Raw genomic sequence first — 19,626 nt, forward strand, 5'->3', positions numbered from 1 at the left:
ACGGCGGTCGGTGGTTCCCGTCCCGCCGTCCCGGCCGCCGCGCCGGTTCGACAGTCGAAACGACCCGACGGCCGGGACGACGGCGACGGCGCGGCGGCTTCAGCCGGTCGCGGCGCCGGGACCGGCCAGGTCCGCCAGGACGATGATGTTGTCCGTCCAGTGCCCGTCCGAGCCGATCCGCCCGCCGCAGGTGATGAGCCTGAGAGCGGGTTCGGGAGTGTCACCGTAGACCGTTTCGGTCGGGAAGCGGTCCTTGGCGGCCTGGAGCAGCGAGCGGACCTTGAAGTCCACGGTGCTGCCGTCGGCGCGCCGCACCTGGATCAGGTCGCCCGGCCGCAGCTTCGGCACGCCGTGGAAGACCGCCGGGCCGTGCGCGGTGTCGTAGTGCCCGATGAGGACGGCGGGGCCGGCCTCCCCGGGCGTCGGCCCGTTGCGGTACCAGCCGACCTCTTCGGCCCGGTCGGCGGCCGGCACTTCGACCGTCCCGTCGGGGTTCAGTCCGAGGCCGGTCACCGGGGCGTCCACCCCGGCGGCCGGGACCAGCAGCCGGGTCGGCGCCGAGGCGGCGAACGGCTTCGGCGCGCCGGCCGGGCTCCCGGTGCTCCCGGCCGTTCCCGTGGTCCCCGCGGTTCCGGGGCCTCCCGAGGGCGCGGCCGCCGGGTTGTCCGTACTGCCGTGCACCGAGGGCTCGACCCGCACCACCGGGGTGTGCCGGCCGGACAACGCCACGGTGGTGCCCAGGACCAGGCAGGCCAGGCCCGCCGCACCGAACGCCGTCCGGCGCAGTGTGCCCGGGCCGGGGGAGGCCTTGCGGCGCCGCCGGCTGCGGCCACCGCGCGAGCGGCCGTGGCGGGCCGGCCCGTCGGCGCCGGGCGTGCTGTCGGGCTGCCCGCCGCCCGCGGGGGCCCCGGTACCCACCGGGCCCCCGGCGCCGCCTCCCCGCCCGGTCAAGGGCGGGGGAACGGCGCCGGGGTGCCCGGCGGACTCGGGGCCGGTGTCAGCCGCGCGCACCGGAGCGGCGGCGCAGCATCGCGAAGCCCAGCGCACCGGCGCCGACGGCCGCGACGGCCCCGCCACCGGCCAGCATCAGGCCGTTGCTGTCGGTCTCGCCGGATCCGTCACCGGCCTGGGCGGCGCCCTTGGGCACCTCACGGACCTGGGTCTTGCCGTCACTGGAGACCGCGGCGCCACCGGCGGAGGGCTGCACGACCGGGCCGCTACCGGCGCCCGCGGAGGGCGTCGCGGTGGGCGTGACAGCGGCGTCCTTGCCCGCGACCGAGGGGGCGGCCGGGGCGGGGCGGGCCGGGGTGGGCGTCGAGGTGGGGGCGGCCGACACGCCGGCACCCGCAGCAGGCGCGGCGGACGGGGTCCCGTCGGCGAAGGCCTGTCCGCCGGTGACGACGGTCAGCAGCGCGCCACCGGTCAGGGCGCAGACGGCCAGCACGCGGCGGGCGGGGGAGCGGTGGGTACGGCTCCTGCTCATACGGTGTTCTCCTTCGTCATGGACGCCTTCCGGCCGGGGTGGCCGGTGCGTCGTCCATGACGGTAGGAGGCCCGTGTCGCGGTCCCCGGCCGGTCGTGTCACGGCCGCCCATCGGCTGCGTAACGAACCCCGGGGCCCGTCGCGGCCGGGGTGGCGGCGACGGTGCCCGCGCGGTGGGAGGCGTTCCGGTTGACGCCGCGTCGGGTCGTGGGGGTAACCCCCCTCCCGGCCCGGGGGGACGCTCCATGGCCCGGGGTCACGGGCCCGGCCACACTGGCTGCGGTTCGAACAGCGTGGTGGTAGGCCCCGGTTCCGGGGTGGTGGGTGCCGCAGCAGGGCGCCGGCCGACCGCGCGACGCGCACCGTGCACGTGATGCCGTCCCACCTCCAGCCGATCGGGGTCACCGATGACCAGTACCGCCGCCCGCGCCGCGACCGCCCCCGCCGCCGCCCCGACGAGCAGGAGGGGAGGGCGCGTCCGCTGGACCGTCGTCCTGCTGACCTCGCTCGCGATCGTCGGGTACGCCGTGGGGACGTACGCCCAGGCAGGCCTGCCCATCACCGCGTCGAAGGGCGGCGTGTCCGCCATCTACGCCGAGCGCCCGATGGCCGTCCAAGTCGCCTTCTACGTCCACATCGTGGCGGCCGCGCTCGCGCTGCTGGTCGGCCCGTTCCAGTTCTCCACCACGCTGCGCCGGCGATCCCCCGCCGTCCACCGCTGGACCGGCCGCGTCTACGTCTTCGGGGTCGGCGTCGGATCCCTGGCCGCGTTCGTCATGGCGTTCTTCAACTCCGCCGCCTTCAACGGCTTCTTCGGCTTCGGCGGGCTCGCCGTGCTCTGGGCCTGGACCACCTGGCGCGGCTACCGCGCCGTCCGCGACCGTGACCTGCCGAGCCACCGCGCCTGGATGATCCGCAGCTTCGCCCTCACCTACGCCGCCGTCACCCTCCGGTCCTGGCTCGGCGTCCTCATCCTCCTCCAGACGCTCACCGCCCAGGGGCACGTCGACGGCGAGCGCCTCTTCGACAACGCCTACGCCGCCCTCCCGTTCCTCAGCTGGCTGCCCAACCTGATAGTCGCCGAATTCCTCATCCGCCGCCGGGGCCTGCCCGCCTACCGTCTCACCGCGGCAGCCCCGCAGTCCTGAGCCGGACGCGGCGGGCGGGCTCGCGGGAGGGGCGTCGAACCCCCTCCTGCGAAGCGGTGTCGGGGAGCCGGCCGCGTCGCCGTGGTCGCGCCGTGGTCAGCCGATGCGGGTGGGGGTGTCGAGGAGGGGGTGGCCGGTGGTGGCGAGGAGGGTGGTGAGGTCGGTGGGGGTGAGGGTGTGGGGGGCGCGGAGGTAGAGCTCGTCGACGGTGGTGCCGGGGAGGGGGTGGGGCTGGCGGGAGAGGACGGCGACGTGCTGGTCGGCCAGGGCGGTGTGGACACGGGCCAGGCCGTCGGGGGTGCTGCGGGCGGCGGTGCGGACGCGCCACAGGGTGGTCGGGGGCGCGGGGGAGTGGGGGTGGTGGCGCTGGGACCACCAGGTGTGGAAGAGGGCGGTGGCGAGGAGGGCGAGGGCGGCGGCGGCGAGGACCACCGGGCCGTCGGGGCCGCGGACGACGATCTTGGCGACCAGGTCGGCCGCGGTGACCGAGACGAAGACGGCGGCGAGTTCGACGCTGTCGCGGCGCCAGCGGTGGGTGCCGGCGCCGCGTCGTCGGGCCCGGGGGAGGGTGGGCGTCGGCTGCATGGTCGGGTGCTCCGTGTGCTCCGTCTGCTCCATGACAGCACCCTGCCCGACGGGTGTTTCCTGTCCACGAACCCGCCGTGACCTGGTGGTTAAGGCCGGCGGGCCCGCGTTACGGTTGCAGGTCCGCGGCCGCCGCCTTGACCTCCGTGAGCAGGAGTTCCAGGTCGGCCTCGGTGGTGGCGGCGTTGAGCAGGCAGGCCCGGAGCATCTCGTGGTCGCCGAGACGGGCCCCGGTGACGAAGACCCGGCCGCGCCGCTGGACGGCGGCGGGGAGTTCGCGGTTGAGGGCGTCGACGGCGGCCTCGTCGTGCCCGGGGGCGCGGTGGCGGAATGCGACGATGGAGGTCTGGACCTCGGTCAGCAGCTCCAACTCCCCGTCAACCTCGATCAGTTCGCCGAGGCGGCGGGCGAGGGCGGTGCAGCGGGCGATGTCCCGGGCGATGCCGTCGCGGCCCTTGTGGGCGATGGTGGCCCAGACCTTGAGCGCGCGGAACGGGCGGGTCTGCTCGGTGCCGTACTCGGAGAACCAGCCGAGCGCGCCGGCCGCCTCGTCGCGCAGGTAGGAGGGGACGAGGCTGAAGGTGGCACGCAGCTCCTCGGTGTCGCGCACCAGCGCGCAGCCGCAGTCGACGGGCACGCCCAGCCACTTGTGCGGGTCGAGGGCGAGGGAGTCGGCGCGCTCCAGGCCGCCGTAGCGGTGGGCGATGGCCGGGTCGAGCCTGCCGAAGGCCCCGTACGCGCCGTCGACGTGCAGCCACAGGCGCTGCTCGGCGCAGAGGTCGGCGATCGGGCCGAAGTCGTCGACGGCGCCGGTGCCGACGGTGCCGGCCGAGGCGACGACCAGGAAGGGCAGCAGCCCGGCGGCCCGGTCGCGTTCGACGGCGGCCCGCAGTTCGGCGGGGTCGATGCGGCCGTCCGGCCCGGTGGCGACGGTGCGCAGGTGCCGGCTGCCGAGGCCGAGGAGTTCGGCGGCCTTGCGGACGCAGGAGTGGGTCTCGCCGGTGACGTAGCCGACCAGCGGCGGCAGACCGGCCAGGCCGTCCTCGCGGACGTCCCGGCCGGCCCGGCGGGCGGCGCGGTTGCGGGCGGCGGCCACGCACACGATGGTGGCCATCGAGGTGCCGGAGGTGAGCAGGCCGCCGCCGGCCGGGTGCGGGAAGCCGACGAGTTCGGCGATCCAGCGGACCACGGCGCGTTCCAGGTGGACGTCGGCGTGGTCGCCGCCGGCCGAGCTGGGGTTCATGGCGGAGGCGGCGAGGGTGGCGAGGACTCCGGCGGGGGCGGGGGCGGAGTTGACCCAGCCGAAGAAGCGGGGGTGGCCGTTGCCCATCGGGTGGGGGAGGACGTCCTGCCCGATGGCGGTGAGGAGGTCGGCGAGCGGGCGGCCGTCGGCGGGCAGCGGGGCGTCGAGCAGGGCCCGGCGGGCGGTGTCGTCCATCGGCTGCCAGACCGGGCGCCCGGGCAGTTCGGCGAGGTAGTCGGAGACGAGGTCGGCGGCGGTGTGCGCGGCGGCGCGGAAGTCCTCGGTGGTCATGGTGGCGGCTCTCCAGGGGCGGGGGAGGCGCGGCGTCCTCGGCGCACCCTGATCGTTCGGTCCGGTGGACCGGTCGGCCGATCCTACGGAAAGGGCCCGCGCCGTGCGGCGCGGGCCCTCCAGGTGAGACGGGGCGGTCGGTCCCGGCGGGGCGGGGTCAGTCGAGCGAGCTGGACAGGCCGCTGGCGGAGCGGCAGTAGCCCTGCATCTCCCTGTTGGTGATCTTGGCGCAGAGCCGGCCGGCCGCGCCCTCGTCGGTGTAGTTCACCGTGTAGTAGCTGACCAGGCCCTCGGCGCAGGCCTTGCGCTGCCAGCTGTCGGCGGCGGTGCCGCACTGCTGGGCGGCCCAGTCCTCGCGGTCGAGGTTGTACTTCATCGTCCGCGAGCCGACGCCGCGGCTGCAGTCGGTCGCCCCGCCGCTGGCCTTGCCGTTGAGGCACCACTTGAGGGCGTCGGCGTAGACCTCGGGGTGGTTCGGGTAGTCGTGCGAGGAGAGGTAGAAGGTCGGGGCGTAGAAGAAGCACGCGGACTGGAACAGGGGCGGCTGGTCCTTGCACGGGTACAGCGGGTCCTGGGCGAGCTTGTCGGCGGGCAGGTTCGCCTTGGCCTTCTCGTCCTCCTCGTCCGGGCCGAAGAGCTGCATGAACAGCCCCTCGGAACAGCGGATCTTGTTCTGGTCGCTGGGGAACTTGCTGCACAGCTCGCGCGCCTTGGGGACGTCCTGCTTGGCGACGAACATGGTGCCGTGGCCGACGCCGTGGATGCACGGGCCGGTGTTCTTGGGCGCGCAGAGCTTGAGGAGGTCGACCTCGGGCTGGGCGGAGGCGTTGAGCATCTCCTCGACCGCGCCGTGCAGGTAGCCGGCCGCACAGGTCTCGTGCGGGTAGGAGATGACCTTCTGGAAGTCGGCGTTGAAGCGCTTGACCGCCGCGTGGCCGAGCTCGTGCGCGATCGGGTGACAGAAGCGCACGGTGTACGGCTTCTCCTTGGTGATCTTGTCGAGGTCGGCGAGCGCGACGCCGGGGTCGGTGGCGTCCATCTCGGCCATCAGCTTGTTGCGCAGCGTCGAGCGGGTCCACACCGCCGGGTCGCCGGTCGGGGTGGCGCTCGCGGCCGCCGGTGCGACGCCGGGCGCGGCGGCGCCGGAGCCCGCGGTGGCGGCCGGGGTCGTCGCCGCGGTGGCGGGCGCGGGCGACCAGTCGGTGACGGCCACCGACCCGAGGCCCAGGACGCCCAGGAGCAGGGCGGTGAGAATCGCGAATACCCGCGGTTGCATGAGGTGATCCCCCGGCGGATCGAGGTGGACGGTTCGCTCCCATCCTGACGGCACGCCGGCGGGAGTCCGCGTTATCGCCCGCCATTCGGGAGGTGTCGGCGACGCTACCGCACCGTCCGACGCCCGGGCGCGGCGGGTTGGTTCCGGATGATCACCCGGGATCGACCACCCGGATCAATCACCCGAACGGCGCAGCGGCCCGCCGTCAGGGCCGCCGCGCCGCCCGGGGCGGCCCGCCGTCAGATGTCCAGCGTCACCTGGTAGTCCGTCAGCCAGGTGTGCAGTTCGAGCGCGAAGTCGACGGACAGCCGGACGGACTGCGGGTCGGTGTCCGGATCGAGCGCGTCGGCGAGGCGCCGCCGGTCGAGCAGGGCGAGCGCCGGGGACTTCTGCTCGGCGGCGAGCCGGGCGAGCTCGGCCCGCAGCAGCGCCGGGTAGTGCGGGTCCTCGGTGACCGGGTACGGGCTCTTCACCCGGTCGGCGACGGCGGCCGGCAGCACGTCCCGGACGGCCGCGCGCAGCAGGCTCTTCTCCCGGCCGTCGAAGTGCTTCATCGCCCACGGCGTGTTGAAGACGTACTGGACCAGCCGGTGGTCGCAGAACGGCACCCGCACCTCCAGGCCGTTGGCCATGCTCATCCGGTCCTTGCGGTCGAGCAGGATACAGACGAAGCGGGTCAGGTGGAGGTACGAGATCTCGCGCATCCGCCGTTCCAGCGGATCGGCGTCCGGCAGGTGCGGGACTTCGGCGAGCGCCTCGCGGTAGCGGGCCCGCCGGTAGCCGGCCAGGTCGAGCTCGGCGAGCAGGCCGGCGTCGAGCAGGTGTTCGCGCGGGCCCGTTCCCTGGCCGCCGAGGCCGGTCAGCGAGACCGCCCAGGGGAAGTCGTCGGTGGCGACGGTCTTCGGGTCGTGGAACCAGCGGTAGCCGCCGAACAGCTCGTCCGCGGACTCGCCCGACAGGGCGACGGTGGACTGGCGGCGCACGCCCTGGAAGAGCAGCAGCAGCGAGATGTCCATGTCGCCGAAGCCGCCGGGCAGGTCGCGGGCGCGCAGGACGGCGTCCCGCTGGGCGAGGTCGGTGAGCGCGGCGGCGTCCAGCTCGATCACGTTGTGGTCGGCGCCGACGTGCTCGGCCAGCATCCGGGCGTACGGGCCGTCCAGGGTCGGTCGGACCTCGCTGGCGTGGAAGTTCTCGCTCTGGCCGGCGAAGTCGACGGCGAAGGAGCGCACCGGGCCTGCGCCCTCGGCCCGTAGGACCCGGGCGGCGAGGGCGGTGACGGCGCTGGAGTCCAGGCCGCCGGAGAGCAGCGAGCAGAGCGGGACGTCCGAATCGAGCTGGCGGTGGACGATGTCGTCCAGCAGGGCCCGGACGGTGGCGACGGTGGCCTCCAGGGTGTCGGTGTGCTCGCGCGCCTCCAGCGCCCAGTAGCGGCGCACCGAGATGCCCTCGCGGCGGACCCGGACGACGTGCCCGGGCCGGACCTCGACGATGCCCCGGTAGGGGGTGATGCCGGGGGTGCGGGTGAAGGCGAGCAGTTCGCGCAGCCCGTCCAGGTCGACCACCGGGCGGACCGAGGGGTGGGCCAGGATGGCCTTCACCTCGGAGCCGAAGAGCACGCCGTCGGGGGTCGGGTGGTAGTGCAGCGGCTTGACGCCCATCCGGTCGCGGACCAGCAGCAGTTCCTCGCTGCGGGCGTCCCAGATCGCGAAGGCGAACATCCCGTTGAGGCGTTCGGCCAGGCCCTCGCCCCACTCCAGGTAGGCGTGCAGCACGACCTCGGTGTCGCTGCGGGTGCGGAAGCGGTGTCCGGCCGCCTTCAGTTCCGCGCGCAGTTCGCGGTGGTTGTAGACCTCGCCGCTGTAGGTGAGCGCCGCCAGCAGCCGGCCGTCGTGCTCGACGGTCATCGGCTGGACGCCGCCCTCCAGGTCGATGACCGCGAGGCGGCGGTGGCCGAGGGCGGCGTGTCGCTCCAGGTGGACGCCGCCGGCGTCCGGGCCGCGGCAGATCTGGGTGGCCGTCATGGCGTCGACGACGGCCCGTTCGGCGGTGAGGTCACGGTTGAAGGCGACCCATCCGGTGATCCCGCACATCAGCAAGCCTCCGGTTCTTCCGCTACGTATGCGGAAAATGACGCTACGTGTCGAAGGGGTGCGACTACAAGGGTGCGTCGGGACGGAGTCGGGAAGGAGGCGGGAGGGGCTCGGGAGGGCGATGTGACTGGTTGTTTGAGCTGAAAGTCGTAAAGTCTGCCCGAATTCGGGCAGGATTCTTGGCCCCGGCGGGCGGTGCGGCCTAGGCTCCTCACTCGTGCCGAGCTCACCCCACCCTCACGACGACCTCCTCGCCCACCTCACCCGGACCAGCCCGCTCGGGCCCCGGGAGGCGGCGCGGGTCGTGGCGGAGGTGCTGGCGTACTTCTCCGAGAGCACCGAGGAGTACGTCCGCCGCCGCCACGGCGAGCTCCAGGCACGCGGACTGACCAACGAACGGATCTTCACCCGGCTCGCCGAGGAACTCCCCGCCCGCCGGGTCGCGGCACCCGAGCTCTCGGCCCGCCAGCTGCGCCGGATCGTCTACGGCTGAGCGCTGCCGGGGCGGGGGCGCGGCGCCGGCGCACCCACGGCACCGGCGCACTCGCCGCATCCACGGCATTCGCGGCATCCACAGCACTTACGGCATTCACGGTATTCACGGCATTCACGAAGAGGAGACCACGCATGTGCGGAATCGTGGCCTACATCGGCCCCAAGGACGCGACCCCCTTCCTGCTGGAGGGCCTGGCCCGGCTGGAGTACCGGGGCTACGACTCGGCCGGCGTGGCCGTCACCGGTCGCACCGGCGGGCTCAAGGTCCGCAAGGTCAAGGGCCGGGTCGCTGACCTGGCCGCCGCCGTCCCGGCCCGGTTCAAGGGCAGCACCGGCATCGGCCACACCCGCTGGGCGACCCACGGCGTGCCCAGTGACGCCAACGCCCACCCGCACCTGGACGGCGCCGAGCGGATCGCCGTCGTCCACAACGGCATCATCGAGAACGCCGACGAACTGCGCGCCAAGCTCACCGCCGACGGCGTCGTGTTCCGCTCCGAGACCGACACCGAGGTGCTCTCCCACCTGATCGCCGCGCACGTCGGCGAGGGCGTCGAGCTGGAGGACGCGGTCCGCGCCGCCCTCGGCCGGGTGGTCGGCACCTACGGCATCGCGGTGCTCGACGCCGAGCAGCCGGACCGGATCGTGGCCGCCCGCAACGGCAGCCCGATAGTTCTCGGCCTCGGCGAGAAGGAGATGTTCGTCGCCTCCGACGTCTCCGCCCTCGTCCGCTACACCCGCCAGGTCGTCCACCTGGAGGACGGCGAGCTGGCCACCGTCCGCGCCGACGGCTTCCGCACCTTCACCACCGACGCCCGCACCACCCACCACCAGCCGTCCACCGTGGACTGGGAGATCGACTCCTACGACACCGGCGGCTACGAGCACTTCCTGCTCAAGGAGATCCACGAGCAGCCCGGCTCGGTCGAGCGCACGCTCAGCGGCCGGCTCGACGAGCGCTTCTCCACCGCGCACCTCGGCGGCCTCAACCTGGACGCCCGGGAGCTGCGCGAGATCCGCCGGGTGAAGATCCTCGGCTGCGGATCCGCCTACTACGCCGGCGAGATGGGCGCCCAGCTGATCGAGGAGCTCTCCCGCATCCCCGCGCACAGCGAGCCCGCCTCCGAGTTCCGCTACCGCAACCCGGTGATCGAGGCGGACACGCTCTACATCGCGGTCAGCCAGTCCGGCGAGACCTACGACACGCTGGCCGCCGTGCAGGAGATCAAGCGCAAGGGCGGCCGGGTGCTCGGCGTCGTCAACACCGTGGGCAGCGCGATCGCCCGCGAGTGCGACGGCGGCATGTACCTGCACGCCGGGCCGGAGATCTCGGTCGCCTCCACCAAGGCCTTCACCTCCACCGTGGTCGCCTTCGCGCTGCTCGCCCTGCACTTCGGCCGCATCCACGACCTGTCGCCCGCCGACGGCCGCCGGATCGTCGCGGCCCTGAAGGCGCTGCCGGACCAGATCCGCGAGGTGCTCGCGCAGACCGAGGCCATCGCCGAACTCGCCGCCGAGTACGCCGGTTCGGCGGGCATGATGTTCATCGGCCGGGTCCGCGGCTTCCCGGTCGCCCGGGAGGGCGCGCAGAAGCTCAAGGAGATCTCCTACGTGCACGCCGAGGCCTACCCGGCGAGCGAGCTGAAGCACGGTCCGCTGGCGCTGATCAGCCCCGAACTGCCCACCGTCGCACTTGTCCCGGACGACGAGCTGCTCGACAAGAACCTCACCACCCTCGGTGAGATCAAGGCCCGCTCCGGCCGCGTGATCGCCATCGCGCACCGCCGCCCCGAGGACAAGCTCGCCGACCACTGCGTCCTCGTCCCCAAGAGCGAGCCCGAGCTCGACCCGCTGCTGCTCAACATCCCGCTCCAACTCCTCGCCTACCACGCCGCCGTGGCCCTCGGCCGCGACGTCGACAAGCCGCGCAACCTGGCGAAGAGCGTGACGGTGGAGTAGGGCGCCCCGAAGAAGTGACGGCCCGGCGGGTGGGGCGGCTTTCCTGCTGATCAGCAGCTCAACGGCTCAACGGCTCAGGAGTCGAGCAGTTCAGTAGTTCAGCAGATCAGGAGGAAGGCGTCCCACTCCTCGGCGGCGTCGCCGGTGCCCGCCGAGGACGCCTGCGCAGCGGTACGGGCATGGGCATGGGCGTGGGCGTGCAGGGCGAGGGCCGCGCCTGCCGTCCCCTCCAGGAGGCCGGGCGGGTCGCCGGCGCCGAGTGCCGTGTCGAGCCGGCTCGCGACGGTGGCGGCGAGCCCGGGCAGGCGGGCGGTCAGTTCGGCGGAGCCGGAGTCCTCGGCCATCCGTTGGGCGATCCGCAGCAGGCCGCCGGTGCCGTGGCAGAGCCCGGGGCCCTGGAGGTTCCAGCCGGCGGGGTCGCGCAGCGTGTCGGTCAGCGCCGCGACGGCGGTGGTCCGCCAGTCGGAGCGGCCGCGGGCCGCGCCCGCCAGGAAGAGCGCGCGGGCCGCACCGGGGGTTCCGTAGCACCAGGCCGCGCGCGTCGGCTGGTCGGTCGGCAGCCGGCCGGCCTCCTCGTCCTCGACGCGCACGGTCATCGGCCAGGAGCCGCCCACGCCGGGTCGGCCCCCGGCCGCGTCGGGGCCCATGGGCACCGGCTCGGCCGGGACGGGCCCGACCGGGCCGGCCGGGTCGACCGGACCGGGGATCCGCCGGGCGGCGAGCCAGCTCGCCAGCGCCTCGATCGCCTCGTCCTGCCCGGGCACCCGCACACCGCGCAGCCGGGCCAGCGCCAGCAGGGCGAGCGGGCCCGGGACCCCGTGGGCCAGGCCCAGGTTGAGGTGCCCCCGGGGGAAGCCGGGAGCCGCGCCGGGCAGTCCCGGTCCACCGGCGGTCCACCAGCGCGGCAGCACACCGCCGGTCGGCTCGGCCAGCGCGACCAGCGCGGTGAGCAGGTCGGCCAGCGCCGGTCCGGCCGGCTCCAGCGCGAGCAGCAGCCGGCCCAGGCCCGCCGCGCCCGAGACGGCGTCGAAGGTGTGCGCCCGCAGGCCCGTGCCGGCGGCCAGATCGGCGCGCAGGTCGGCGACGCGCCCGGCTGCGGCCTGCCGGACCCGGGGCGTCAGCCCGTCGAGCAGCGTGCGGTACTCGCCGGGGCGCCGCGCCATGGTGCGGGCGGCGAAGGCGATCGCGGCGGCGCCGGAGAAGAGTCCGCCGCCCCGCATCGCCCCGGGGGCTTTCACAGCGGCCGCGAGGTGCCCGTGCGCGGCGCGGCGCAGCGCGGCGTCGTCCTCGCGGTCGGCCAGCACGGCGAGCGCGAGCGCGGCGCCGCTGCGGCCGGCCCCGAGCGCGTGCGCCGCCGGGGGCGGCACGGGCGCCGAGGACGTCGTGGTGTCGGCGGCCGGTTCTTCGAGCGCACCGGGCCTGCTGAGCAACTCGGCCACGGCGCGGATCGGATCCGTCGTGTTCATCGCCCCTCCCGCGGGCTGGAGCGGCGGGCCCGGTGGGCCTCGACGGCGCCTCGGGCCAGTGCGTAGGCGCGGCGTTCGGCCTCGCGGTCGATCCCGATCAGCCGGTTGTGGCCCATGTGCAGCAGCGAGGCCAGCACCGGGTCGGCCGACGACGGCTCCACCTTGGACGCGTACCGCGCGAGTGCGACGGCCCGCTGCCGCCAGGCGTCGGCCAGCGCGGGGTCGGCGGGCAGCAGGCCGCCCGCCGGGACGGCCGGCCCGTCGGGGCCGATCGCCCGCAACACGGCCGCACGCTGGGCCCGGAACGCCTGGTGGTGGCGCTCCGACTTCGGATACGCCCCCGCCAGCCAGGCTCCGACCGAGGGCACGCCGGGAACGGCCGGCTGGTCGTCGGGAGGGCCGGCGGGGAGGCCGGTGCCGCGCTCGGGCCCGCCGTCAGGAACGCGGTCTCCCGTCGGCTGCCCCGCCGACTGCCCCGCGCGGCCGGCCAGGAAGGCCTGCACGGTGCCGGCGAGGTTCACGGCGGCGAGCAGGTCCCGGGAGAGCGAGCGCTCCGCCCGGGCCAGCCGCAGCGCGGCCAGCGCGACCAGGCTGTCGGCCTGGAAGACCCGCTCGGCGTCGGCGAGCACCTCGGCGCCGCCGTAGCGGTCGGTCTCCGGCGCGTAGCCCTCCAGGCGCAGGTCGGCGGCGAGCCCGGCCCTGTGCAGCTCCCGCACCCAGTCGTGCACGGTGGGCAGCAGTCGGGCGGCGAGGACCGGCGGCGCACCGTGGAAACGCAGCCGCAGATGCGGCGCGGAGTCCTGGTAGCGGATGAAGAACCAGCGGTCCACGTCGGCGGGCAGGGCGTCGAGCAGCCGGGGAAGGTGCTCGACCAGGATCTCCTCCTGGCGCGCCTCGGTGGCCGCCAGCCGGGCGAACAGCCAGGATCCGCCGGGGAGTTCGACGGTCCGGTCGCGCCGGGCGGGCAGCGGTCGGCGAGGTCCGGACGCGGTCGGCCCGGTCGTGCTGCGGCGCAGCGGGACCACCAGTTCGGCGGTCCGCGCACCGTCCGGTCCGCACAGCCAGCCGCCGTCGCCGGCCGGATTGGGGTCCTCCTGGAGCACGGTGGGCTCGGCGGACCGCGCCTGGCTGTGCAACAGCCGCCGGTGCCACGGGAGGTCGAGGTCCAGGCTGATCCGCTGGTCGCCGCTGATCAGGCGGACGGCGGCCGGCACTCCCCAGCGTCGGCGCCAGCGGGCCAGGCCCTCGTCCCACTGCTCGAACGGGGCGGAGGCCGCCGGGACGGGCGCGGTCAGCCGCCAGGTGGCCGGGGCCAGCACCACCCGGCCCCGGCGGACGCGCGGCAGCACGGGCGCGCTGCTCGCCGCCCCCCAGTCCCAGGGCTGCCAGGGCCGTTGCCCGGTCAGCGTCACCTCCTGGAGGAAACGGGCCGCGTTGGGCGCACCGCTGCGCAGGTTGAGCACGTGATGGGTGGCGACGCGGACCTCCCGGCCGAGGCGGCGGGAGTACACCGCGAGCCGGTCGGGATCGGCCAGCACGACCAGGTCGTCCAGCGGCAGTACGGAGGGGCCGCCCGGGTCGGCGAAGGCGCTGACCACCACCCGGTGGTCGAGCCAGCGCGGGGTCAGGGCGATGTTGGCATGGCGCGCGCGGTACGGGGTGAACTCCAGGTGCGCTTCGAGTGCGCCGGAGTCGCCGGATCCGGTGGGCCCGGCGGGCCCGGCAGACCGTACGGACCCGGCGGCCTCGGCCAGCAGGGCCCCGCCGGCCGCCGCCGGGTCGCCCGTCGACCGGCCCGGTTCGGTACCCGGTCCGGCAGCCGGGCCGCGGTCGCCCCCCGCGCCCGCGAGCAGGGTGGCGAAGCGGCCGAAGGTGGCCCCGGCGCGGTCACTGCCGGCGACGGGGGAGAGCACGAGCCGGAAGTCCCCGGCGTCCAGCGCCTCCAGGGAGTCCGCCGCCAGTTCGGCGTACAGCTCCAGGGAGGCGGGCGGGGTGTCGACGGCGCCGCCCGCCTCGTCGCGCGGCGGGGCCAGCCGGGCCAGCAGGTCGTCGTCCAGGAGCACTTCGGGCAGCGTGCCGTCCGGCTCCCGGTCGGCGAGGGCGCCCGCCGCCAGTTCGGCCAGCAACCGGTCGCGGGCCGCGTCGGCGTCGGTGCGGGCCCGGGTGGGCTGGGGGTTGGCCGTGCCGCGGGGGCCGGCCGGGCGCCGGTAGCCGGCCGGCGGGCCCAGGCCGGTGTCGGGGTCGAGCAGTTCGGCCAGCGGGACGGGGCTGTCCGTGCCGTACCGCTCGACGAACTCCGCGTGGTAGGCGCGCAGGTGCTCGGGCCCGGGGGTCTGCGGCGCCAGGCGCCAGAGGAGCGCGGCGGTCCGCTCCAGCTCGGTGCGGACCTGGTCCGGCAGGACCACCTCGGCGTCCAGGGCGAGATCCGCGTGGAGCGGGCGGTCGGCCGGGGCGAGCCGGGTCATCCGGGTCCGGAGCTCGCGCAGCAGGTCGGTGGCCTGTCCGCCGGGCAGGGCGGCGGCCTGCGCCAACGCGTCCCGGACAGCCGCCAGTTCGGGGTGCACCGGGTGGTCGGCGGGTATCCGGTCGAGCACATGGCCGAGCAGGTCGGTGCTGTCCGGCGGAGGCGTCAGGTCGGTGAGCAGGAAGCCCTGGCCGACCAGCGAGCGGACCAGGGCCGTGACGGCCTCGGCCGGGGCCGTGGGGAAGTCGGCGGTCAGCGCGGCCAGCAGGTCGCGGTGCCGGACCGGCTCGGCGGCGGTCCGGATCGCGGCCCGGACGACGGCGGTGGCCCGTACGGTCCGTTCGGCGACCGGCTCCGCCTCGGCACCGGAAGCGGCGCCGGTACCGGCGGCGGGCCGACGCTCGGGCAGGTACGGCAGCACCAGGCGACCGCCGCGCAGCCGGGCCTGCTGGTCCACGGCCAGCCGCAGGCCGGGCAGCACCGCGGGGTCGGTCCGCAGCCGGTCGAGCAGCGGGAGCAGCCAGCCCAGGTCGGGCCGCAGGGCGCGGCGGTCGGCCCCGCCCCAGCGGACCTTGGCCGCCGCACCGAAGCGCGCCGGCGCCACTGCGGCCATCAGCCCGAACGGCGTCGGCCGGGTGGCCATCCGCAGCCGGTAGCGGCTGACCGCCTCGGCCGCCCGGCGCAGCGCGGCCGGGCGGGGCACGGTGCCTGCGGCGACCTGGTCGAGCAGGTCGGCCAGGGAGGGGCTGGAGAGCTCGATCGCCTCGCGCAGGGCCGGGTCGGCGGCGGCCTCGGCGAGGTGTGCCAGGAGCTCGGTGTCGGTGGACCCCGACGCGGGGTGTGCGGGGTCGGCGGACTCCGGGGCCGGGACGGTGTGACGGTGCGAGCGCGGCAGCGCGGGTGTCCGCAGCAGGACCGGGCCGGTCGCGGTGAAGAGTCCGTCCTGGGGCGCTCCGTGCGTCTCGACCACTGTGCTCCTCGTGCCTCGGTGCCTCGTGCCACACGCCTCGTGCCGATGCCGCCACGCGGTCCGCACTCCTGACGGCGGGTCGGGTCGTGTCTACCCCGGCGATCGAAAACTGTCCACCATCGATCGAACTGTTTCGATTTTTGGCTGAGTTAATCCATTCATCCGTGCAGAACCATTGCTGGGCCCATGCAGGAGTGCCTAACGTCCGCTGCAGTCCGCCGCGGTCAACCGTGGCACTGACGAAGGGAGGCCCTCATGGCCGACGACATGCTGGAGCTGTTCGACCTTGACGTGCAGGACCTGGTCTCGGGCGAGCTCGGCGAGCGCGAGGAGTCCGCGATCAGCATCTCCTGTGAGGGGTCCTGCACCCGTCCGTGGTGCATCTAGTCCGGTAGCAGTACCGGCACTACGGGGCGCGGCTGCCCGGACCAGACGGTCCGGGCAGCCGCGCCCTCGTGCGTTCGGGCCCCGCCCGGTCCGGGCCCGGCTCAGCCGCCGGCGGCCAGCGGTCCGTGACCCGGCGCCGCCCGGCCGTCGTCCGTCACCGGCGCGGGCAGCGGCCCCCGGGCCAGCCGCAGCAGCTCCTGCGGGGTCAGTTCGGCCAGCCGGGCGCGGCCCAGCCGCAGCACCTCCGCGGCCGTGTCCAGCAGTTCCGCCGGTGTCGCCGGGCGCTCCGGCAGCCCGTCCGCCCAGCCGCCGCCGGCCAGCCACTCGCCGACGGCGCCGCGCAGCTGCCCCGTGCCCGCCTCCCGGATCGTGAACGAGAGGTGCACCGACAGGCCCTGATGGCCCGTCGCGGTGTGCGGCGCCCCGCGCGGCACGTACAGCACCTCGCCCGGCCCGAGCACCGAGTTGAGCGCCACCGCGCCGGGCTCGGGGGCCAGCCCCGGGCGCCAGCGCCCGTCGGCGGGGGCCTCGTGGACCGTCCACTCCTTCTTCCCCGCGAGCTGGACGACCAGCACGTCCGCGTCGTCCCGGTGCACGTCCAGTCCGCGTCGGCCGGCACCCGTCGCGAAGCAGAACGCCTCGGTCCGGCGGCCCAGTTCGACCGCGATGTCGGTGGCCAGCGCGCGCACCGGCGCGTGCCACTGGTCCAGCTGCGGCAGCAGCAGCGTGGCGCCGTCGGCCAGCAGGGCGGCGATCCGGTCGGGGTCGGCGAAGCCCTCCTCCCGGCGCCCGGCGACCACCCGGGTCGTGCAGAACTCCGCGGGCGGGACGACCGCACCCGCCCGGACCATCTCGACGTAGGGCACCCGCAGCAGTCCGCCGCGCAGCGCCTCGTCCAGCTCGCCCGGCCGGGGCAGCCCCGCGGGCCAGCCCGCGGTGCGGAACACCTGCGGCCGGCGTTCCTCCAGCGCCTCGGCGAACGTCGCCGCGTCGCCCACCAATTCGGTCAGAACTCGTCCCATCGTCCATCCCTCCGTCCAGCGGCCCACCACGGGTCGACCGTCGCATAACCTACGGATGAACATCTGAGTCGGGTTCAGCGGGAATCCGCCAACCAGCCCGGGATCGGCCAGCTTCGCGTCACGGGGCGACAACCGCGATGCGCTGCGGGGGCCCGTCGCGGGCGGACGGGTCGAGGGGTGAAGCGGGCGAGCGCCGCCGGCACCGGCTCCCGGTCGGCGTGTCCCGACCCCCCAGGTCGGGCGGCGGACGCGGCCCGTTCTTCCGGCAGCCCGTCCGTCCTCCGGTGCGACAGGCACCGCCGCCGGGGCGCCGGCCGCTCCGCACCGCCCCGAGGGGGTCGGCGGGCCGTTCCGATCGCCTGTGATGAGCGTCACATTTGAAGGTTCGGCCGGTCGTCCGGCTCGCCGCCCGGGTTGCTCGGGTGCCGACCACGGCCCCCACCTGCGACAATCCCGACCATGATCGACTCTGCCGCCCCGACCGCCCCCCTCGCCGTCGCCGCCGCCGCGATCGTCCAGGACGGCCGACTGCTCGTGGTCAGCAAGCAGGCCGCCCCCGACGTCTTCTACCTCCCGGGCGGCAAGCCCGACCCGGGCGAGAACCCGCTCCAGGCGCTGGCCCGTGAACTGCGCGAGGAACTCGGGGCCGTGCCCGTCGACCCCTGTCACCTCGTCGACATCCGCGCCACCGCCGCCCTGGAGGGCGTGCCCATGCTGATGACCGTCTTCACCGCCGCCCTGGACCGCACCCCCGTCCCCGCCGCCGAACTCGCCGCCCTGCGCTGGACCGACGGCCGCGACGACACCCTCCGCCTCGCCCCGGCCGTGCGCGACCACCTCCTGCCGTTGCTGCGCGAGCGGGGCGACCTGCCGTAGGGCGTGCCCGACGGTCCGCGCCGCGCGCCCGGTGGGAACCGTCGGGCCGCACTGGGCCGCCCCGGGCCGTCAGCGGCCCGTAAAAGCCCGGTGGCGCTGCCCGGAAGGTTCCGGGCAGCGCCGCCGCGTGCGTCAGGCAGTGGCCGTCAGCGCGCCGTCTGCGGGACGCGCTGGCCCGGGACGGCCGGCCTGGCGGTCGTGCGGCCCGCGGCCGGGGCGGCTCCCAGGGCGGTGCCCCGGGTCTCCTCGGCCCACAGCATGCACACCAGCAGGCCGACCACGGTGGTGCCGGCCGCGATGAGCATGGTCGGACCGGTGCCCAGCCCGGACAGCGACAGCGGCAGCAGGTAGGTGCCGACGGCCGCGCCGATCCGGCTCACCGAGGTCGCCACACCCACCGCCGTCGCCCGGATCTCGGTGGGGAACAGCTCGTTGGGGTAGGTCCAGTCGAGGACGTTGGGCCCGCCGCACAGGAAGGCGTACGCGCACAGCGCCGTCAGCGCGACGGCCGCCGGAGCGGTGGGCCACACGCCCAGCAGGGCCAGCGGGACGGCCATCAGGGCGAACGACCAGATGATGACGGGGCGCCGACCGCGGGTGTCGATCAGGCGCAGGGCCGGGTAGCAGCCGAGCAGGAAGACGAGGCTGATCAGCCCGGTGCCCAGGGTCTCCATCACGGTGCCGCCGGGCATGCCGAAGGAGGAGAGGATCTGCGGGCCGAAGGTGAGCATCGCGAACAGCGGGCCGACCTGGCAGAGGAAGAACAGACCGCAGAACAGGGTGCGGCGCCGGTAGGGCGGGGTCATCAGCAGGCGCAGCCCGCCGGGGCGGCCGCGCTCGGCCGGGTCGGGCATCAGCTCGCGGCCGTCCACCCGGACGCCGAGGTGCTTCTCGACCACGCGCACCGCGTCGCCGACCCGCCCGTGGGCGGCCAGCCAGCGCGGGGACTCCGGCGTACCGCGGCGGATCACCAGGAACACCACGCACAGCACCGTGGAACTCGCGAGCATCCACCGCCAACTGCCGGGCCCGGCCAGCTCCAGGAACGCGTAGCCCACCACGTAGGCGAGCACGGACCCGGCGTACCAGGCGATGATCTGCTGACCGAGCAGCCGCCCGCGCTGTTTGGCGGGCAGCCACTCGGCGAGCAGGGAAGTGGCGATGGGGTAGTCGGCGGCCACGGCCATGCCGAGCACGAAGCGCAGCACGGCGATCGCCCACACCGTGTCGACCCAGAAGGAGAGCACCGAGCAGGCGACCATCACGAGCAGGTCGGCGGTGTACATCACCTCCCGGCCGATCCGGTCGGTCAGCACGCCGAAGAGCGCGCCGCCGACGAACATGCCCACCAGCGCGGCGGCGCCGATCAGGCTGACCTCCGCGGTGGACAGGCCGAGCTCGGGTCGCATCCCGATCAGGGCGACGCCGACGATGCTCAGGATGTAGCCGTCGAGCAGCGGTCCACCGGAACAGGCGAGGGCCAGTCTCCGGTGGAAGGCGGTATACGGGGCGTTGTCGATGGTCTGGGACATGTGCTGGGGGTCCTCCGGAGCGTACGACGGCGGATGACCCGCTCACCGTGCGCCGGGTAGACGGCAAGGAAAGACGCCGTCCGGCGGACGGCGCCATCACCCGCTCACACCGGGCGACCGTCCACGGTTGCCCGGGTGCGAGGGGGCCGCCACCGGGCCGAAGGTCGGCCGAAGTCGCGACGAAGGTCCCGAAGCGGACAGGACCTCGGACCGTGTCGCGACCCCGCCCGCCCAGTCCTGCCGGGCCCTGTCGCCGTCCGGACGCCCGCCCGCCCGCCGGGCGTGACCCTTCTCACCCGGAGGCCCCCGAGGGCCCCGATCCTGTGACCGGCGCCACAT

15 protein-coding genes are annotated in these 19,626 nt (G+C 75.2%); 5 read left to right on the forward strand and 10 right to left on the reverse strand.

The window, feature by feature from the left end:
- Positions 1 to 99 precede the first annotated feature (99 nt).
- Both OG556_RS29875 and OG556_RS29880 read right to left on the reverse strand, forming a co-directional pair.
- Positions 100 to 918, reverse strand: coding sequence for a class F sortase (locus OG556_RS29875; RefSeq protein ID WP_371521569.1), 819 nt, complete (start codon positions 916 to 918; stop codon positions 100 to 102).
- A 79-nt stretch (positions 919 to 997) separates the two neighbouring features.
- The gene (locus OG556_RS29880) at positions 998 to 1,483 is read right to left on the reverse strand and encodes a sortase-dependent protein (protein ID WP_371521571.1); all 486 of its coding nucleotides are present in this window, start codon (positions 1,481 to 1,483) and stop codon (positions 998 to 1,000) included.
- A gap of 407 nt (positions 1,484 to 1,890) precedes the next feature.
- Between OG556_RS29880 and OG556_RS29885 the strand changes: the two genes are divergently transcribed.
- Entirely contained in the window at positions 1,891 to 2,631 is a 741-nt protein-coding gene (locus OG556_RS29885; RefSeq protein ID WP_371521573.1) for a DUF2306 domain-containing protein, read from the forward strand.
- Positions 2,632 to 2,727: 96 nt separating this feature from the next.
- On the opposite strand, the gene OG556_RS29890 is transcribed toward OG556_RS29885, so the two are convergent.
- The 4 genes from OG556_RS29890 to asnB form a co-directional block, all read right to left on the reverse strand.
- The gene (locus tag OG556_RS29890) at positions 2,728 to 3,249 is read right to left on the reverse strand and encodes a hypothetical protein (protein WP_371521574.1); all 522 of its coding nucleotides are present in this window, start codon (positions 3,247 to 3,249) and stop codon (positions 2,728 to 2,730) included.
- A gap of 76 nt (positions 3,250 to 3,325) precedes the next feature.
- A complete protein-coding gene (locus OG556_RS29895) occupies positions 3,326 to 4,750 on the reverse strand; it encodes an aspartate aminotransferase family protein (RefSeq protein ID WP_371521576.1) in 1,425 nt (474 codons plus the stop codon).
- Positions 4,751 to 4,907: 157 nt separating this feature from the next.
- A complete protein-coding gene (locus tag OG556_RS29900) occupies positions 4,908 to 6,026 on the reverse strand; it encodes a hypothetical protein (RefSeq protein ID WP_371521578.1) in 1,119 nt (372 codons plus the stop codon).
- A gap of 239 nt (positions 6,027 to 6,265) precedes the next feature.
- The gene (gene asnB / locus OG556_RS29905) at positions 6,266 to 8,116 is read right to left on the reverse strand and encodes an asparagine synthase (glutamine-hydrolyzing) (RefSeq protein WP_371521580.1); all 1,851 of its coding nucleotides are present in this window, start codon (positions 8,114 to 8,116) and stop codon (positions 6,266 to 6,268) included.
- A 217-nt stretch (positions 8,117 to 8,333) separates the two neighbouring features.
- On the opposite strand from asnB, the gene OG556_RS29910 reads away from it, so the two are divergent.
- The gene (locus OG556_RS29910; RefSeq protein ID WP_063350341.1) at positions 8,334 to 8,609 is read left to right on the forward strand and encodes a hypothetical protein; all 276 of its coding nucleotides are present in this window, start codon (positions 8,334 to 8,336) and stop codon (positions 8,607 to 8,609) included.
- Between the two features lie 134 nt (positions 8,610 to 8,743).
- Positions 8,744 to 10,570 carry a glutamine--fructose-6-phosphate transaminase (isomerizing) gene (gene glmS, locus OG556_RS29915; protein WP_371521582.1) on the forward strand — a complete coding sequence of 609 codons (1,827 nt, stop codon included), beginning with the start codon at positions 8,744 to 8,746 and terminating at the stop codon, positions 10,568 to 10,570.
- A 98-nt stretch (positions 10,571 to 10,668) separates the two neighbouring features.
- On the opposite strand, the gene OG556_RS29920 is transcribed toward glmS, so the two are convergent.
- Both OG556_RS29920 and OG556_RS29925 read right to left on the reverse strand, forming a co-directional pair.
- Positions 10,669 to 12,036: a lanthionine synthetase LanC family protein gene (locus tag OG556_RS29920; RefSeq protein ID WP_371521584.1), complete on the reverse strand. Its 1,368-nt coding sequence runs from the start codon at positions 12,034 to 12,036 to the stop codon at positions 10,669 to 10,671.
- Positions 12,033 to 15,470: a lantibiotic dehydratase gene (locus OG556_RS29925; RefSeq protein WP_371521585.1), complete on the reverse strand. Its 3,438-nt coding sequence runs from the start codon at positions 15,468 to 15,470 to the stop codon at positions 12,033 to 12,035. Before OG556_RS29925 ends, OG556_RS29920 begins: the two co-directional genes overlap by 4 nt.
- A 255-nt stretch (positions 15,471 to 15,725) precedes the next feature.
- Here OG556_RS29925 and OG556_RS29930 point away from each other — a divergent pair, with 255 nt between their 5' ends.
- The gene (locus tag OG556_RS29930; RefSeq protein WP_371521587.1) at positions 15,726 to 15,857 is read left to right on the forward strand and encodes a hypothetical protein; all 132 of its coding nucleotides are present in this window, start codon (positions 15,726 to 15,728) and stop codon (positions 15,855 to 15,857) included.
- A gap of 101 nt (positions 15,858 to 15,958) precedes the next feature.
- On the opposite strand, the gene OG556_RS29935 is transcribed toward OG556_RS29930, so the two are convergent.
- Complete coding sequence (locus OG556_RS29935) at positions 15,959 to 16,879, reverse strand: JmjC domain-containing protein (RefSeq protein ID WP_371521590.1); 921 nt, start codon at positions 16,877 to 16,879, stop codon at positions 15,959 to 15,961.
- A gap of 459 nt (positions 16,880 to 17,338) precedes the next feature.
- Here OG556_RS29935 and OG556_RS29940 point away from each other — a divergent pair, with 459 nt between their 5' ends.
- Positions 17,339 to 17,755 (forward strand): NUDIX domain-containing protein, encoded by a 417-nt coding sequence (locus tag OG556_RS29940; protein WP_371521592.1) that lies wholly within the window; start codon positions 17,339 to 17,341, stop codon positions 17,753 to 17,755.
- A gap of 146 nt (positions 17,756 to 17,901) precedes the next feature.
- On the opposite strand, the gene OG556_RS29945 is transcribed toward OG556_RS29940, so the two are convergent.
- A complete protein-coding gene (locus tag OG556_RS29945) occupies positions 17,902 to 19,287 on the reverse strand; it encodes an MFS transporter (protein WP_371521594.1) in 1,386 nt (461 codons plus the stop codon).
- Between the last annotated feature and the right edge of the window lie 339 nt (positions 19,288 to 19,626).

The sequence above is a fragment of the Kitasatospora sp. NBC_01300 genome, assembly GCF_041435235.1.
Classification (GTDB): domain Bacteria; phylum Actinomycetota; class Actinomycetes; order Streptomycetales; family Streptomycetaceae; genus Kitasatospora.